We start from the raw sequence: 17,056 nt of genomic DNA on the forward strand, positions 1-17,056 counted from the left end.
CCTCAGCCGTTCAGGACTTTATCACTAGATGAAAACAGATATTTATATAAATAAGTTCAACAACTGGCAACAATCTCCTTCTTTCGACTTAAAAATCATAGAATATTCCAACTCAAAATAAGATGTCGAGAATATTTTCGACGATAGAGTGATACGATGATTTTATTCATTGGGAAAGCTCGGGGAATGGTTATGTAATATCTTAAATACATCGTGGAGGCGATCTCATGGAAGTTATGTTTAATGAATTTTGTATCAGCAATGATAAGACAAGAATTGATAAGGATATCGTGATAGATTTTTTGTCGCGAAGCTATTGGGCTAATAAAAGACCTATCGATCGTACCATTAAGGCTATAGAAAATTCTTATTGCTTAGGTGTGTACAAAGACGAAAAACAAGTCGGTTTTGCGAGAGTTATTAGTGACGGTGCGACATTCTTTTATATATGTGATGTATTTGTTTTGGAGGAGTACAGAGGCAAGGGGATAGGGAAGAAATTAGTTGAAATTATTGTAGACTCAGATGAGTTTGAAGGAATGATGGGCCTATTGGGGACACTGGATGCTCACGGGCTGTATGAGAAATATGGATTTATTAAGGATCCGGATCGGTTTCTGAAACGACCTCCCACATGGAGTGTACAACAACAAAGCTAGCATTTCTAAAAAACAAATCGAAGGATTGTTTTCTGGAAGGAAATGAAAGGCGCACGATTACGTCACCGTAACCGTGCGCCTCTCCACTCATCCTGGACAATTTAATGGAATCCGCTTCTCATGGTCGTACCCCCGCTCAGAACGTCTCTGCCTCTTTGGTTTTCCGCTTCCTCCATGCCAATTCATAGACCACCGGAACAACAATCAACGTTAACAGCGTTGAGGTGAATAATCCGCCGATGACCGTAATGGCGAGTCCGCCGGAAATTAGGCTGGTTGAAGAGCCTGATAATGCGAGCGGTACGAGCGCTAACATGGTTGCAAATGCAGTCATCAGAATCGGACGAAGGCGGGTCTTGGATGCTTCCACGATCGCTTCCGTTATCGGCATGCCGGCGGATTTGCGGTTCTTCTCGACCCGATCGAGCAGCACTACTGCATTGGTAACGACAATCCCTATGAGCATAAGCATCCCGATCATTCCGCTCATCGATAAGGACTGTCCGGTAACGAACAGAGCGCCGAGAGCGCCAACCGGAATGAACAATAGCGAGGACAGAATGATCAGCGGCGTAAGCAGCCCGCCGAATGTCATGCTCATCACGAGGAAGACAAGACCGATGGCCACGACCATGGCGATTCCGAGATTAACAAAGCCCTCCGCAATCATCTGTTGACCGCCGCCGATAGTCACTTCAACGCCGCTTGGCAGCGACAAGCTATTGATGTTATCTTCGATTTTTTTCGTGACCGCTGAAACCTCATCGGATTTTTTGACTGTTCCGCTGATTTGAGCATACATCTTGCCATCGTCATGATTGACCTGAATCCAAGCATTCTGCTGCGTAATGTCGGCAACGTCTTTTAGCTTCTTCAAGCCGCCGACAGTCGGGACTTGGACATTCTCAAGCTCCTCCCTGGATGTGATCTGCCGATCGTAGGACAAGGTGATATCCCGATCTTTATTATCAATCGTATACGTTCCGGCATCTACCGGACGCAACTGTTCTCCTACGAGCTGCATGATCAATAAGGGACTCACATTCGCATCGATTCCTTGCTGATTTAGCGTCAGAACCCATTTTGGGGAGACTTCGTTCATATTGTTCGTAATATCCTTGAGGTCGCTGCTTTGTTTCATCAAGCTTTCAATTTGCTGGCTGCTTTCGCCAAATTGTCCGCATTATTTGCAAACACGCTTACGTCGATATTGTTGCCAGTTACCAGGCCTTCCTGCTCGCCCGCCTTGACATTGATCGCCGTTCCTTCTTCCTCGGCCGTCACAATAGCCGGCAGCTCCGTATTCATGCGATCGACAAGCTGATCGATATCTGTCCCGTCAACGAACTGCGCAGTTACCGTTGCTTTGTTCTTGCCTCCGGATGATGCCAACGGGTTACCGCCTGAGCTGCCAATGGATACGCTATAGCTTTCTGTTTCGTTCAATTCTTTCAAATAGCTCTCCACTTTGGCGCTGACTTTGTCGGTTTGCTCCAAGCCGCTCTTAGAGGGCAGAGTGATCCCAATTGACGCTGTCGGACCGAGCCGCGGAAGGAAGCCAAAGTGGAGAGCTATTTGAAAGAATTGAACGAAACAGAAAGCTATAGCGTATCCATTGGCAGCTCAGGCGGTAACCCGTTGGCATCATCCGGAGGCAAGAACAAAGCAACGGTAACTGCGCAGTTCGTTGACGGGACAGATATCGATCAGCTTGTCGATCGCATGAATACGGAGCTGCCGGCTATTGTGACGCCGAGGAAGAAGGAACGGCGATCAATGTCAAGGCGGGCGAGCAGGAAGGCCTGGTAACTGGCAACAATATCGACGTAAGCGTGTTTGCAAATAATGCGGACAATTTGGCGAAAGCAGCCCAGCAAATTGAAAGCTTGATGAAACAAAGCAGCGACCTCAAGGATATTACGAACAATATGAACGAAGTCTCCCCAAAATGGGTTCTGACGCTAAATCAGCAAGGAATCGATGCGAATGTGAGTCCCTTATTGATCATGCAGCTCGTAGGAGAACAGTTGCGTCCGGTAGATGCCGGAACGTATACGATTGATAATAAAGATCGGATATCACCTTGTCCTACGATCGGCAGATCACATCCAGGGAGGAGCTTGAGAATGTCCAAGTCCCGACTGTCGGCGGCTTGAAGAAGCTAAAAGACGTTGCCGACATTACGCAGCAGAATGCTTGGATTCAGGTCAATCATGACGATGGCAAGATGTATGCTCAAATCAGCGGAACAGTCAAAAAATCCGATGAGGTTTCAGCGGTCACGAAAAAAATCGAAGATAACATCAATAGCTTGTCGCTGCCAAGCGGCGTTGAAGTGACTATCGGCGGCGGTCAACAGATGATTGCGGAGGGCTTTGTTAATCTCGGAATCGCCATGGTCGTGGCCATCGGTCTTGTCTTCCTCGTGATGAGCATGACATTCGGCGGGCTGCTTACGCCGCTGATCATTCTGTCCTCGCTATTGTTCATTCCGGTTGGCGCTCTCGGCGCTCTGTTCGTTACCGGACAGTCCTTATCGATGAGCGGAATGATCGGGATGCTTATGCTCATAGGGATTGTCGTTACCAATGCAGTAGTGCTGCTCGATCGGGTCGAGAAGAACCGCAAATCCGCCGGCATGCCGATAACGGAAGCGATCGTGGAAGCATCCAAGACCCGCCTTCGTCCGATTCTGATGACTGCATTTGCAACCATGTTAGCGCTCGTACCGCTCGCATTATCAGGCTCTTCAACCAGCCTAATTTCCGGCGGACTCGCCATTACGGTCATCGGCGGATTATTCACCTCAACGCTGTTAACGTTGATTGTTGTTCCGGTGGTCTATGAATTGGCATGGAGGAAGCGGAAAACCAAAGAGGCAGAGACGTTCTGAGCGGGGGTACGACCATGAGAAGCGGATTCCATTAAATTGTCCAGGATGAGTGGAGAGGCGCACGGTTACGGTGACGTAATCGTGCGCCTTTCATTTCCTTCCAGAAAACAATCCTTCGATTTGTTTTTTAGAAATGCTAGCTTTGTTGTTGTACACTCCATGTGGGAGGTCGTTTCAGAAACCGATCCGGATCCTTAATAAATCCATATTTCTCATACAGCCCGTGAGCATCCAGTGTCCCCAATAGGCCCATCATTCCTTCAAACTCATCTGAGTCTACAATAATTTCAACTAATTTCTTCCCTATCCCCTTGCCTCTGTACTCCTCCAAAACAAATACATCACATATATAAAAGAATGTCGCACCGTCACTAATAACTCTCGCAAAACCGACTTGTTTTTCGTCTTTGTACACACCTAAGCAATAAGAATTTTCTATAGCCTTAATGGTACGATCGATAGGTCTTTTATTAGCCCAATAGCTTCGCGACAAAAAATCTATCACGATATCCTTATCAATTCTTGTCTTATCATTGCTGATACAAAATTCATTAAACATAACTTCCATGAGATCGCCTCCACGATGTATTTAAGATATTACATAACCATTCCCCGAGCTTTCCCAATGAATAAGAATCATCGTATCACTCTATCGTCGAAAATATTCTCGACATCTTATTTTGAGTTGGAATATTCTATGATTTTTAAGTCGAAAGAAGGAGATTGTTGCCAGTTGTTGAACTTATTTATATAAATATCTGTTTTCATCTAGTGATAAAGTCCTGAACGGCTGAGGTGTTATTATGGCTGCAATTGATGTTCGTATAGATAAGTGGAAGAAGCGTCTTCTTGATTTGGGCAAAAAAAAACAGACTCATCAACTATCGAGAAACAAAACGTTCCAACATAAAAATAGTAGCCCCTGATCTCGTGGAGTTGTATAGACTACTCATACTTAATGAAAGTGCCTTAGAATTTCCATTCCCATTTGAAGATGATGACAATGACTATGACGACGAAACTGAATCATATATTTCACTTGGCGACTTACAGACCAATCAAACCATTAAGGAGCAACAGAAGACATTAAGAAATCTTAGAAATAAAGCAAAAACAGCCCTAGAAGAGCAAGGCGTAAACATCCTTTATCTTTCATTTGGTTTTCTAAAGTGGAGGGAGAGCCCCGACTCTGATCGAATTATCTCTTCTCCCATCGTGCTTGCTCCGGTTTCGCTCATGCTGGAGTCATTAACGTCACCATTCGTTCTACGTATGCATGAAGATGAAATTGTAATTAACCCAACATTAAAATATAAGATGGAACATGAATTTGGGGTAATTTTACCTGAGTTTGATGCACACGAAGATAGTATTACCACTTATCTCGACAACCTCAACAAATCTGTTATTAAAAATAAATGGGAAGTTACATTTGAGACCGGGCCTAAGCTTGCTCTCCTTCTTGAAAATAAATATGTACGAAGACTTGGATAAGAATCAGGATAAGATTAAAACTCATCCTGTCCTTCTCGGGCTATCCGGAGACCGAAGTCAAATAAAGACTTTGCCTGAGGAATTCAATCATTTTGATCATGACCGGAAGACGCGGGCTATTGATACATTTCAAATCGTTGATGCAGATTCCAGCCAGCAGGACGCCATTCTTTACGCAAAGAAAGGTGTCAGCTTTGTGCTGCAAGGGCCTCCTGGTACTGGAAAAAGCCAAACGATTACAAACATTATCGCCGAGAGTCTTGCTGAGGGAAAGCGAGTGCTATTTGTTTCGGAGAAAATGGCAGCACTTGAGGTTGTACACAAACGATTGACACAAGCAGGCTTATCAGATTTTTGTCTAACCCTACATAGCCATAGAGCTAATAAGAAGGAAGTCCTAAACGATCTTGGTAATACATTGGCTCTTAATAGATTTAAAGTTCATGATGAGGCAATATCCCAACTAGAACTACTTGAAAAGCAAAGGGATAAACTAAATCAATATATTACTGAACTTCACACGACCATTCAGCCTCTCAATCAAACACTATACAGAATAAATGGGAAATTAGCTAAGTTATACGAAACCCCGGATGTTATTTTCTCCATTGACAATATCGGCGAAACGACTCCAGAGAAGTTGAATAGATATATTTACCTTTTGAATGAATTCTCCAAAACCATTGGAAAAATGACTGAGGATTACGCGCTCAACCCTTGGAGGAACTGCACAGTTCCCAATGTTTCGCATGAACTACGGCACGATATTGAAACAAACTTAAGAAAGCTGACCCCCGCTTTCCATATACTTGTTGAGAACTATAATAAAATCTATTCGAACCTTGAACTGAACAGAGATTTAACGCTAGCTACTGCAGAGGAATTCATTGAGATTCTCGACATATCGGAAAAGTCGCCGGGAATTCCGATTCATTGGATAACTACTGAAAATATTACTCCACTGATTCAGCAAGCTGAGAAATTTCTTGCAATGAAAAAGGAATATGAAGTTTACCAGTCAGAGTTAGTCAATATTTATGACAAAGAATACTTTATTCTGCCAGCAGAAAATACGAAATCACTACTCTCATCAAGTGTTACTTCGATTAAGCCTTCATTAAATGCGGATAGTTTTTCAAGTGAAAATGATATTTTGAAGTTCGCAAAATCAATCATTAATGAACTGACTTCTTTTTGTGGAAAAATAGAAGATACTTCAACTGCAGCAGAGAGTATTTTTGAAATATTAAAAATCCCTTATAAGAGATCCATTTCAGGTTTAGAAACTCTTCATACATTATTGGGCCTCATACTTCTAAATCCAAGACCTACTGAGGCATGGTTTGATCCCAGTAAGTATAATGCAATTAAGAAATTGTCAGAAGAAGCAAAGAATAAGTACAACGAGATCAACGATCTCACGACTTTCATTAGCAGCCGTTTCGATAATGAGATTTTTGACATTGATTACTCGTCTATGCTCAAACGTTTTAAAGTTGAATACACATCTTGGTTCAAGACCATTAAGAAGAGCTATAGAACAGATAAAAAACAAATTCGTGCTTTGATGAGAGACAGTTCTTTAAAGCTCGATGACCAAACCATCATTGCAGTATTAAACGAATTAAAAGAACTCGGGGAAAAGCATTCGTGGTTAATTGAAAATGAACAAATACTCGCCCAATTACTCGGGAGCCATTACTTGGGAAAAATGACGGACTGGGGGCTCTTCGAGCAATCGCTCGAACAATTTTCAAACATTATCAACTGTTTCTCAGGCGAAAATATTCCTGTTAGCGTTAAAGACTTTCTCGTTCAAGGAGGAACGAATTATCAGGACATTAAAACACGACATCAGAAGCTTGGTATCATAAAAGACTCCGATCTGATTCTTACTCTTCAAAAGATTTTTCCATCAACATCCGATTATAGAGTTTTGGATCTACAAGTACTTCTTGAAATGGTTGCCGGGGTAATGAAATCACTTCAGGTATTGAACGGATTATTTACAGAGATAACAAAGCATAGTCAAAAAGAACTTTCATATGACGAGGTTATGAATGATCTCTCCAAGTTAGAGATTATTCAGATTATTGATCGCACAATCAATATGGAGAGCGACAACCTGAAAGAGAACTATCATAACTTCTTCAACGGTAGTATCCAAACCGATTGGAACTCCATCTTAGGATCTTTATCTTGGGCTGGAGATTTTAAAAAATTATATGAAAAGTATTCATTGCCGCAGAGTTTTATTGCTCGTATTTGTTCCGATTTCTCATACGTCACAGAGGTCTCTTCTTACAATAAAATTCTTAAGGACAACTTGAATCAAATACAGAAGGAATGGCGATGGTTTGCAAGCCTCTTTAACAATAAAGAGGAGTTACATCGAACAGACGTAAGAGTTGTTTCTTTAAAAATTAGCAATTGTCTGAATAACATATTTTCTCTGGAAGAATGGATTGATTTTCGTAGCAGCAGGGATGAGTGCAATAAAGATGGACTATCGGAATATGTTCAGAAGGTTGAGGAACTCAAAATCGACAAAGATCAGATAGTCGGTTCGTTCCTTAAGCGTTTTTATCGACTGTGGGTAGACTCTGTGATCTTAAAGTTTCCATCAGTTAATTCATTCCGTAGTCGCAGTCACGATGAGATCATTCAAGAATTTAATCGTCTCGATTTAACTCAACTTTCATTGGCACGAACAAGGACTAAAGAACGGCTTGTCTCAAGGTTGCCGGATTTAAACATAGCTACAATGGCTGTGGATGAGGTTGGAATATTAAAACGCGAGCTAGGCAAACAACGCAAAATACTTCCTCTACGGAAACTATTCAAGGCAATACCTAATTTATTACTTACTCTAAAACCGTGTTTGATGATGTCTCCCCTCTCCGTAAGCTTATTTCTTGATGCAGAGAACTACAATTTTGATGTGATTATCTTCGACGAGGCATCACAGGTTTGTACTGAAGATGCTATAGGAGCAATTATGAGAGGAAGGCAAGTCATTATTGCTGGTGATAATAAACAATTGCCACCTACCATTTTCTTTGCAGCGAGTACTTCAGATGGAGACTTTGACGTAGATGGGGAAGATGACGAAGATTTCGATGATGCGATGCGTTTGAGTCTATTCTTGATGAATCGCTTACTGTTCTGACGGAGCGAACACTACGATGGCATTATCGGAGTCGTCATGAACATCTGATTGCTTTCTCAAATGCAAAAATTTACAATCATACTTTAATCACGTTTCTTCTCACATTGATAAGGTGCCTAACCACGGAGTCGAGTATATTTATATTGAGAATGGAATTTATGATCGTGGCGGTAAGAAATGCAACGTACAAGAGGCCTCTCGTGTGGCTGAGCTAGTTTACGAGCATTTCCGCAACTATCCTGAAAGATCCTTAGGGGTTGTAACTTTTAGCGAAGCCCAACAACAGGCTGTGGAAACAGCGATTCGGCAATTGCGTCTACAAAATCAAGAATACGAGAAGTTCTTCAATGAAAAGAAAGAAGAAGCTTTTTTCATCAAAAACCTTGAGAACGTACAGGGCGACGAACGCGATACCATTATCTTCAGTATTGGTTATGCAAAAGATCCAAATGGCATTATGTATATGAACTTCGGGCCATTAAGCAGATCTGGTGGCTATCGTAGGTTGAATGTTGCTATAACCAGAGCTAAACATAATGTTAAGCTTGTAGGCTCGATTCGGGGCAACAGATATCAAGTTGGATAGCACGAATGCTGACGGTGTAAAAATGCTGCGGTCATACATTGAATTCGCAATAAATGGGCCTGACGCAATATTTAATGAACTAACATATTCCGATACGGTTAACGTTGAATCCCCTTTGAAGAGTCTGTGTATGACTTCTTAGTAAAAAATGAGTTTATGGTTGCTACTCAAGTTGGTTGCTCTGGATATCGATCGATCTTGCCGTTAAACACCCAACGTTAAACGGTGATTCGTCCTCGGAATAGAGTGCGATGGGGCCACGTACCACTCCTAGAACGGCTAGAGAACGTGGACTGGCGTCCAAACCGTCTTTAGAGGATTCGGTTGTTTAGAACGCAAGATCGATTCGATATCGAGCATCAACTTGAGTAGCAACCATAAACTCATTTTTACTAAGAAGTCATACACAGACTCTTCAAAGGGGATTCAACGTTAACCGTATCGGAATATGTTAGTTCATTAAATATTGCGTCAGGCCCATTTATTGCGAATTCAATGTATGACCGCAGCATTTTTACACCGTCAGCATTCGTGCTATCCAACTTGATATCTGTTGGCCGAATCGAGCCTACAAGCTTAACATTATGTTTAGCTCTGGTTATAGCAACATTCAACCTACGATAGCCACCAGATCTGCTTAATGGCCCGAAGTTCATATACATAATGCATTTGGATCTTTTGCATAACCAATACTGAAGATAATGGTATCGCGTTCGTCGCCCTGTACGTTCTCAAGGTTTTTGATGAAAAAAGCTTCTTCTTTCTTTTCATTGAAGAACTTCTCGTATTCTTGATTTTGTAGACGCAATTGCCGAATCGCTGTTTCCACAGCCTGTTGTTGGGCTTCGCTAAAAGTTACAACCCCTAAGGATCTTTCAGGATAGTTGCGGAAATGCTCGTAAACTAGCTCAGCCACACGAGAGGCCTCTTGTACGTTGCATTTCTTACCGCCACGATCATAAATTCCATTCTCAATATAAATATACTCGACTCCGTGGTTAGGCACCTTATCAATGTGAGAAGGAAACGTGATTAAAGTATGATTGTAAATTTTTGCATTTGAGAAAGCAATCAGATGTTCATGACGACTCCGATAATGCCATCGTAGTGTTCGCTCCGTCAGAACAGTAAGCGATTCATCAAGAATAGACTCAAACGCATCGGCATCATCGAAATCTTCGTCATCTTCCCCATCTACGTCAAAGTCTCCATCTGAAGTACTCGCTGCAAAGAAATTGGTAGGTGGCAATTGTTTATTATCACCAGCAATAATGACTTGCCTTCCTCTCATAATTGCTCCTATAGCATCTTCAGTACAAACCTGTGATGCCTCGTCGAAGATAATCACATCAAAATTGTAGTTCTCTGCATCAAGAAATAAGCTTACGGAGAGGGGAGACATCATCAAACACGGTTTTAGAGTAAGTAATAAATTAGGTATTGCCTTGAATAGTTTCCGTAGAGGAAGTATTTTGCGTTGTTTGCCTAGCTCGCGTTTTAATATTCCAACCTCATCCACAGCCATTGTAGCTATGTTTAAATCCGGCAACCTTGAGACAAGCCGTTCTTTAGTCCTTGTTCGTGCCAATGAAAGTTGAGTTAAATCGAGACGATTAAATTCTTGAATGATCTCATCGTGACTGCGACTACGGAATGAATTAACTGATGGAAACTTTAAGATCACAGAGTCTACCCACAGTCGATAAAAACGCTTAAGGAACGAACCGACTATCTGATCTTTGTCGATTTTGAGTTCCTCAACCTTCTGAACATATTCCGATAGTCCATCTTTATTGCACTCATCCCTGCTGCTACGAAAATCAATCCATTCTTCCAGAGAAAATATGTTATTCAGACAATTGCTAATTTTTAAAGAAACAACTCTTACGTCTGTTCGATGTAACTCCTCTTTATTGTTAAAGAGGCTTGCAAACCATCGCCATTCCTTCTGTATTTGATTCAAGTTGTCCTTAAGAATTTTATTGTAAGAAGAGACCTCTGTGACGTATGAGAAATCGGAACAAATACGAGCAATAAAACTCTGCGGCAATGAATACTTTTCATATAATTTTTTAAAATCTCCAGCCCAAGATAAAGATCCTAAGATGGAGTTCCAATCGGTTTGGATACTACCGTTGAAGAAGTTATGATAGTTCTCTTTCAGGTTGTCGCTCTCCATATTGATTGTGCGATCAATAATCTGAATAATCTCTAACTTGGAGAGATCATTCATAACCTCGTCATATGAAAGTTCTTTTTGACTATGCTTTGTTATCTCTGTAAATAATCCGTTCAATACCTGAAGTGATTTCATTACCCCGGCAACCATTTCAAGAAGTACTTGTAGATCCAAAACTCTATAATCGGATGTTGATGGAAAAATCTTTTGAAGAGTAAGAATCAGATCGGAGTCTTTTATGATACCAAGCTTCTGATGTCGTGTTTTAATGTCCTGATAATTCGTTCCTCCTTGAACGAGAAAGTCTTTAACGCTAACAGGAATATTTTCGCCTGAGAAACAGTTGATAATGTTTGAAAATTGTTCGAGCGATTGCTCGAAGAGCCCCCAGTCCGTCATTTTTCCCAAGTAATGGCTCCCGAGTAATTGGGCGAGTATTTGTTCATTTTCAATTAACCACGAATGCTTTTCCCCGAGTTCTTTTAATTCGTTTAATACTGCAATGATGGTTTGGTCATCGAGCTTTAAAGAACTGTCTCTCATCAAAGCACGAATTTGTTTTTTATCTGTTCTATAGCTCTTCTTAATGGTCTTGAACCAAGATGTGTATTCAACTTTAAAACGTTTGAGCATAGACGAGTAATCAATGTCAAAAATCTCATTATCGAAACGGCTGCTAATGAAAGTCGTGAGATCGTTGATCTCGTTGTACTTATTCTTTGCTTCTTCTGACAATTTCTTAATTGCATTATACTTACTGGGATCAAACCATGCCTCAGTAGGTCTTGGATTTAGAAGTATGAGGCCCAATAATGTATGAAGAGTTTCTAAACCTGAAATGGATCTCTTATAAGGGATTTTTAATATTTCAAAAATACTCTCTGCTGCAGTTGAAGTATCTTCTATTTTTCCACAAAAAGAAGTCAGTTCATTAATGATTGATTTTGCGAACTTCAAAATATCATTTTCACTTGAAAAACTATCCGCATTTAATGAAGGCTTAATCGAAGTAACACTTGATGAGAGTAGTGATTTCGTATTTTCTGCTGGCAGAATAAAGTATTCTTTGTCATAAATATTGACTAACTCTGACTGGTAAACTTCATATTCCTTTTTCATTGCAAGAAATTTCTCAGCTTGCTGAATCAGTGGAGTAATATTTTCAGTAGTTATCCAATGAATCGGAATTCCCGGCGACTTTTCCGATATGTCGAGAATCTCAATGAATTCCTCTGCAGTAGCTAGCGTTAAATCTCTGTTCAGTTCAAGGTTCGAATAGATTTTATTATAGTTCTCAACAAGTATATGGAAAGCGGGGGTCAGCTTTCTTAAGTTTGTTTCAATATCGTGCCGTAGTTCATGCGAAACATTGGGAACTGTGCAGTTCCTCCAAGGGTTGAGCGCGTAATCCTCAGTCATTTTTCCAATGGTTTTGGAGAATTCATTCAAAAGGTAAATATATCTATTCAACTTCTCTGGAGTCGTTTCGCCGATATTGTCAATGGAGAAAATAACATCCGGGGTTTCGTATAACTTAGCTAATTTCCCATTTATTCTGTATAGTGTTTGATTGAGAGGCTGAATGGTCGTGTGAAGTTCAGTAATATATTGATTTAGTTTATCCCTTTGCTTTTCAAGTAGTTCTAGTTGGGATATTGCCTCATCATGAACTTTAAATCTATTAAGAGCCAATGTATTACCAAGATCGTTTAGGACTTCCTTCTTATTAGCTCTATGGCTATGTAGGGTTAGACAAAAATCTGATAAGCCTGCTTGTGTCAATCGTTTGTGTACAACCTCAAGTGCTGCCATTTTCTCCGAAACAAATAGCACTCGCTTTCCCTCAGCAAGACTCTCGGCGATAATGTTTGTAATCGTTTGGCTTTTTCCAGTACCAGGAGGCCCTTGCAGCACAAAGCTGACACCTTTCTTTGCGTAAAGAATGGCGTCCTGCTGGCTGGAATCTGCATCAACGATTTGAAATGTATCAATAGCCCGCGTCTTCCGGTCATGATCAAAATGATTGAATTCCTCAGGCAAAGTCTTTATTTGACTTCGGTCTCCGGATAGCCCGAGAAGGACAGGATGAGTTTTAATCTTATCCTGATTCTTATCCAAGTCTTCGTACATATTTATTTTCAAGAAGGAGAGCAAGCTTAGGCCGGTCTCAAATGTAACTTCCCATTTATTTTTAATAACAGATTTGTTGAGGTTGTCGAGATAAGTGGTAATACTATCTTCGTGTGCATCAAACTCAGGTAAAATTACCCCAAATTCATGTTCCATCTTATATTTTAATGTTGGGTTAATTACAATTTCATCTTCATGCATACGTAGAACGAATGGTGACGTTAATGACTCCAGCATGAGCGAAACCGGAGCAAGCACGATGGGAGAAGAGATAATTCGATCAGAGTCGGGGCTCTCCCTCCACTTTAGAAAACCAAATGAAAGATAAAGGATGTTTACGCCTTGCTCTTCTAGGGCTGTTTTTGCTTTATTTCTAAGATTTCTTAATGTCTTCTGTTGCTCCTTAATGGTTTGATTGGTCTGTAAGTCGCCAAGTGAAATATATGATTCAGTTTCGTCGTCATAGTCATTGTCATCATCTTCAAATGGGAATGGAAATTCTAAGGCACTTTCATTAAGTATGAGTAGTCTATACAACTCCACGAGATCAGGGGCTACTATTTTTATGTTGGAACGTTTTGTTTCTCGATAGTTGATGAGTCTGTTTTTTTTGCCCAAATCAAGAAGACGCTTCTTCCACTTATCTATACGAACATCAATTGCAGCCATAATAACACCTCAGCCGTTCAGGACTTTATCACTAGATGAAAACAGATATTTATATAAATAAGTTCAACAACTGGCAACAATCTCCTTCTTTCGACTTAAAAATCATAGAATATTCCAACTCAAAATAAGATGTCGAGAATATTTTCGACGATAGAGTGATACGATGATTCTTATTCATTGGGAAAGCTCGGGGAATGGTTATGTAATATCTTAAATACATCGTGGAGGCGATCTCATGGAAGTTATGTTTAATGAATTTTGTATCAGCAATGATAAGACAAGAATTGATAAGGATATCGTGATAGATTTTTTGTCGCGAAGCTATTGGGCTAATAAAAGACCTATCGATCGTACCATTAAGGCTATAGAAAATTCTTATTGCTTAGGTGTGTACAAAGACGAAAAACAAGTCGGTTTTGCGAGAGTTATTAGTGACGGTGCGACATTCTTTTATATATGTGATGTATTTGTTTTGGAGGAGTACAGAGGCAAGGGGATAGGGAAGAAATTAGTTGAAATTATTGTAGACTCAGATGAGTTTGAAGGAATGATGGGCCTATTGGGGACACTGGATGCTCACGGGCTGTATGAGAAATATGGATTTATTAAGGATCCGGATCGGTTTCTGAAACGACCTCCCACATGGAGTGTACAACAACAAAGCTAGCATTTCTAAAAAACAAATCGAAGGATTGTTTTCTGGAAGGAAATGAAAGGCGCACGATTACGTCACCGTAACCGTGCGCCTCTCCACTCATCCTGGACAATTTAATGGAATCCGCTTCTCATGGTCGTACCCCCGCTCAGAACGTCTCTGCCTCTTTGGTTTTCCGCTTCCTCCATGCCAATTCATAGACCACCGGAACAACAATCAACGTTAACAGCGTTGAGGTGAATAATCCGCCGATGACCGTAATGGCGAGTCCGCCGGAAATTAGGCTGGTTGAAGAGCCTGATAATGCGAGCGGTACGAGCGCTAACATGGTTGCAAATGCAGTCATCAGAATCGGACGAAGGCGGGTCTTGGATGCTTCCACGATCGCTTCCGTTATCGGCATGCCGGCGGATTTGCGGTTCTTCTCGACCCGATCGAGCAGCACTACTGCATTGGTAACGACAATCCCTATGAGCATAAGCATCCCGATCATTCCGCTCATCGATAAGGACTGTCCGGTAACGAACAGAGCGCCGAGAGCGCCAACCGGAATGAACAATAGCGAGGACAGAATGATCAGCGGCGTAAGCAGCCCGCCGAATGTCATGCTCATCACGAGGAAGACAAGACCGATGGCCACGACCATGGCGATTCCGAGATTAACAAAGCCCTCCGCAATCATCTGTTGACCGCCGCCGATAGTCACTTCAACGCCGCTTGGCAGCGACAAGCTATTGATGTTATCTTCGATTTTTTTCGTGACCGCTGAAACCTCATCGGATTTTTTGACTGTTCCGCTGATTTGAGCATACATCTTGCCATCGTCATGATTGACCTGAATCCAAGCATTCTGCTGCGTAATGTCGGCAACGTCTTTTAGCTTCTTCAAGCCGCCGACAGTCGGGACTTGGACATTCTCAAGCTCCTCCCTGGATGTGATCTGCCGATCGTAGGACAAGGTGATATCCCGATCTTTATTATCAATCGTATACGTTCCGGCATCTACCGGACGCAACTGTTCTCCTACGAGCTGCATGATCAATAAGGGACTCACATTCGCATCGATTCCTTGCTGATTTAGCGTCAGAACCCATTTTGGGGAGACTTCGTTCATATTGTTCGTAATATCCTTGAGGTCGCTGCTTTGTTTCATCAAGCTTTCAATTTGCTGGGCTGCTTTCGCCAAATTGTCCGCATTATTTGCAAACACGCTTACGTCGATATTGTTGCCAGTTACCAGGCCTTCCTGCTCGCCCGCCTTGACATTGATCGCCGTTCCTTCTTCCTCGGCCGTCACAATAGCCGGCAGCTCCGTATTCATGCGATCGACAAGCTGATCGATATCTGTCCCGTCAACGAACTGCGCAGTTACCGTTGCTTTGTTCTTGCCTCCGGATGATGCCAACGGGTTACCGCCTGAGCTGCCAATGGATACGCTATAGCTTTCTGTTTCGTTCAATTCTTTCAAATAGCTCTCCACTTTGGCGCTGACTTTGTCGGTTTGCTCCAAGCCGCTCTTAGAGGGCAGAGTGATCCCAATTGACGCTGTCGGGACCGAGCCGGCCGGAAGGAACGCCACACCGAGCAGAGGAATGAGGCTTAGGGAACCGATTAGCAGCAGCACGGATGCGCCGAGTACAATGCCCTTGCGCTTTAATGCGCCGCGGATTACCTTTTCAAATCCGTCCGTCAGCCTCCCACCTTGCTTATGCGGCTTGACGCGTTTGAAAAACTTGCTTCCCAATACCGGAATAAGCATAACAGCCACCAGCAACGAAGTAAGGATCGAGATGACCACCGCTAGCGAGAAAGGCCGGAAAAACTCCCCTATAATCCCGCTGACGAAAGCGAGCGGCGCGAATACGACAATCATTGCGACGGTTGACGATGCGACCGCTCCGATGACTTCCCGGGTCGCCTGGAAAGCAAGCTCCTTGCCTTTGAGCTGTTCACCCTTTTCTTGTTTCCATCTGTAAATGTTCTCGATAACGACGATACTGTCGTCCACGATTCGCCCGATCGATACGGCGATACCGCCAAGCGTCATAATATTGAGCGTATAGCCCATCTGATTCATAACGGCAATCGTAGCGAAAATGGAAATAGGCAGCGAAATGATCGAGATGAGGGTCGCTCTCACATTGCGCAAGAACAGGAAGATGATCAGAACGCAGAACAATGTGCCATACAAGCCTTCGCGAATAAGACCGGATACGGACTCTTTGATCTCCTCCCTTGATCTCTGATGACATGAACGTTCAGCTCGCCTTTATCTTGGTAAGAAGTCAACAGCTCCTTAATTTCATCCGAGACTTCCGCCGTGTTCGCATCCTGATTTTTGACAACTTGTACGACAAAGCTCGGTTCCCCGTTGTAACGAGTAATCTCGTCTTGCGTCGATACCGTCTTGATTTCGGCAATGTCCGACAGCAATGCAACTCCTGACGCCTGTTGCTGCGGGGAAGACGCTGTTCCCGGTTGTGCCGCGGCGGCCCTAATTTCAAGTCTTCGATTTGCTTCAAGGAATCAACTGAACCCGTCAGACGAATCGGAATCGTCGTCTCTTCCTGGGTAACCGTACCGAGCGGAAGGGCATAGTCAAGTGATTGCAGCGCGCTTTGG

Annotated in this window: 13 protein-coding genes; 7 read left to right on the top strand and 6 right to left on the bottom strand. The window is 42.3% G+C overall.

Going from position 1 to position 17,056, the window contains the following annotated elements; genetic code table 11:
- The first annotated feature begins 227 nt into the window (after positions 1-227).
- Entirely contained in the window at positions 228-659 is a 432-nt protein-coding gene (locus D3H35_RS25200) for a GNAT family N-acetyltransferase (protein ID WP_119149761.1), read from the top strand.
- Between the two features lie 136 nt (positions 660-795).
- On the opposite strand, the gene D3H35_RS25205 is transcribed toward D3H35_RS25200, so the two are convergent.
- Together D3H35_RS25205 and D3H35_RS25210 are read right to left on the bottom strand one after the other, a co-directional pair.
- Complete coding sequence (locus D3H35_RS25205) at positions 796-1,800, bottom strand: efflux RND transporter permease subunit (RefSeq protein ID WP_119151886.1); 1,005 nt, start codon at positions 1,798-1,800, stop codon at positions 796-798.
- Positions 1,800-2,156, bottom strand: coding sequence for an efflux RND transporter permease subunit (locus D3H35_RS25210; RefSeq protein ID WP_119151887.1), 357 nt, complete (start codon positions 2,154-2,156; stop codon positions 1,800-1,802). The genes D3H35_RS25205 and D3H35_RS25210 overlap by 1 nt, the downstream gene beginning before the upstream one ends.
- A 66-nt stretch (positions 2,157-2,222) precedes the next feature.
- Between D3H35_RS25210 and D3H35_RS25215 the strand changes: the two genes are divergently transcribed.
- Together D3H35_RS25215 and D3H35_RS25220 are read left to right on the top strand one after the other, a co-directional pair.
- Positions 2,223-2,468 (top strand): hypothetical protein, encoded by a 246-nt coding sequence (locus D3H35_RS25215; RefSeq protein ID WP_119151888.1) that lies wholly within the window; start codon positions 2,223-2,225, stop codon positions 2,466-2,468.
- A gap of 274 nt (positions 2,469-2,742) precedes the next feature.
- Positions 2,743-3,552 carry an efflux RND transporter permease subunit gene (locus tag D3H35_RS25220; RefSeq protein ID WP_158594260.1) on the top strand — a complete coding sequence of 270 codons (810 nt, stop codon included), beginning with the start codon at positions 2,743-2,745 and terminating at the stop codon, positions 3,550-3,552.
- Between the two features lie 136 nt (positions 3,553-3,688).
- On the opposite strand, the gene D3H35_RS25225 is transcribed toward D3H35_RS25220, so the two are convergent.
- On the bottom strand, positions 3,689-4,120 hold the full coding sequence (locus D3H35_RS25225) for a GNAT family N-acetyltransferase (protein ID WP_119149761.1): 432 nt from the start codon (positions 4,118-4,120) through the stop codon (positions 3,689-3,691).
- Between the two features lie 281 nt (positions 4,121-4,401).
- Between D3H35_RS25225 and D3H35_RS25230 the strand changes: the two genes are divergently transcribed.
- From D3H35_RS25230 to D3H35_RS32940, 3 genes are all read left to right on the top strand, one after another.
- Positions 4,402-5,046: a DUF4011 domain-containing protein gene (locus D3H35_RS25230; protein WP_158594261.1), complete on the top strand. Its 645-nt coding sequence runs from the start codon at positions 4,402-4,404 to the stop codon at positions 5,044-5,046.
- Positions 5,039-8,215: an AAA domain-containing protein gene (locus D3H35_RS25235; protein ID WP_233568139.1), complete on the top strand. Its 3,177-nt coding sequence runs from the start codon at positions 5,039-5,041 to the stop codon at positions 8,213-8,215. Before D3H35_RS25230 ends, D3H35_RS25235 begins: the two co-directional genes overlap by 8 nt.
- A gap of 202 nt (positions 8,216-8,417) precedes the next feature.
- Entirely contained in the window at positions 8,418-8,801 is a 384-nt protein-coding gene (locus D3H35_RS32940) for an AAA domain-containing protein (protein ID WP_233568140.1), read from the top strand.
- A 652-nt stretch (positions 8,802-9,453) separates the two neighbouring features.
- Here the strand turns inward: D3H35_RS32940 and D3H35_RS25240 are convergent.
- Positions 9,454-13,779 carry a DUF4011 domain-containing protein gene (locus tag D3H35_RS25240; RefSeq protein WP_233568141.1) on the bottom strand — a complete coding sequence of 1,442 codons (4,326 nt, stop codon included), beginning with the start codon at positions 13,777-13,779 and terminating at the stop codon, positions 9,454-9,456.
- Positions 13,780-14,014: 235 nt separating this feature from the next.
- Here D3H35_RS25240 and D3H35_RS25245 point away from each other — a divergent pair, with 235 nt between their 5' ends.
- Complete coding sequence (locus D3H35_RS25245) at positions 14,015-14,446, top strand: GNAT family N-acetyltransferase (protein ID WP_119149761.1); 432 nt, start codon at positions 14,015-14,017, stop codon at positions 14,444-14,446.
- A gap of 136 nt (positions 14,447-14,582) precedes the next feature.
- On the opposite strand, the gene D3H35_RS25250 is transcribed toward D3H35_RS25245, so the two are convergent.
- Both D3H35_RS25250 and D3H35_RS25255 read right to left on the bottom strand, forming a co-directional pair.
- The gene (locus D3H35_RS25250; RefSeq protein WP_325050155.1) at positions 14,583-16,661 is read right to left on the bottom strand and encodes an efflux RND transporter permease subunit; all 2,079 of its coding nucleotides are present in this window, start codon (positions 16,659-16,661) and stop codon (positions 14,583-14,585) included.
- Positions 16,598-16,867, bottom strand: coding sequence for an efflux RND transporter permease subunit (locus tag D3H35_RS25255; protein ID WP_119151892.1), 270 nt, complete (start codon positions 16,865-16,867; stop codon positions 16,598-16,600). The genes D3H35_RS25250 and D3H35_RS25255 overlap by 64 nt, the downstream gene beginning before the upstream one ends.
- Positions 16,868-17,056 lie beyond the last annotated feature (189 nt).

The organism is Cohnella faecalis, assembly GCF_003570905.1.
In the GTDB taxonomy this organism is placed as follows: Bacteria; Bacillota; Bacilli; order Paenibacillales; family Paenibacillaceae; genus Cohnella; species Cohnella faecalis.

Coding starts and splice junctions, on each gene's coding strand:
- D3H35_RS25200 (WP_119149761.1), top strand. CDS start 228: ATGGAAGTTATGTTTAATGAATTTTGTATCAGCAATGATAAGACAAGA.
- D3H35_RS25205 (WP_119151886.1), bottom strand. CDS start 1,800: ATGAAACAAAGCAGCGACCTCAAGGATATTACGAACAATATGAACGAA.
- D3H35_RS25225 (WP_119149761.1), bottom strand. CDS start 4,120: ATGGAAGTTATGTTTAATGAATTTTGTATCAGCAATGATAAGACAAGA.
- D3H35_RS25240 (WP_233568141.1), bottom strand. CDS start 13,779: ATGGCTGCAATTGATGTTCGTATAGATAAGTGGAAGAAGCGTCTTCTT.
- D3H35_RS25245 (WP_119149761.1), top strand. CDS start 14,015: ATGGAAGTTATGTTTAATGAATTTTGTATCAGCAATGATAAGACAAGA.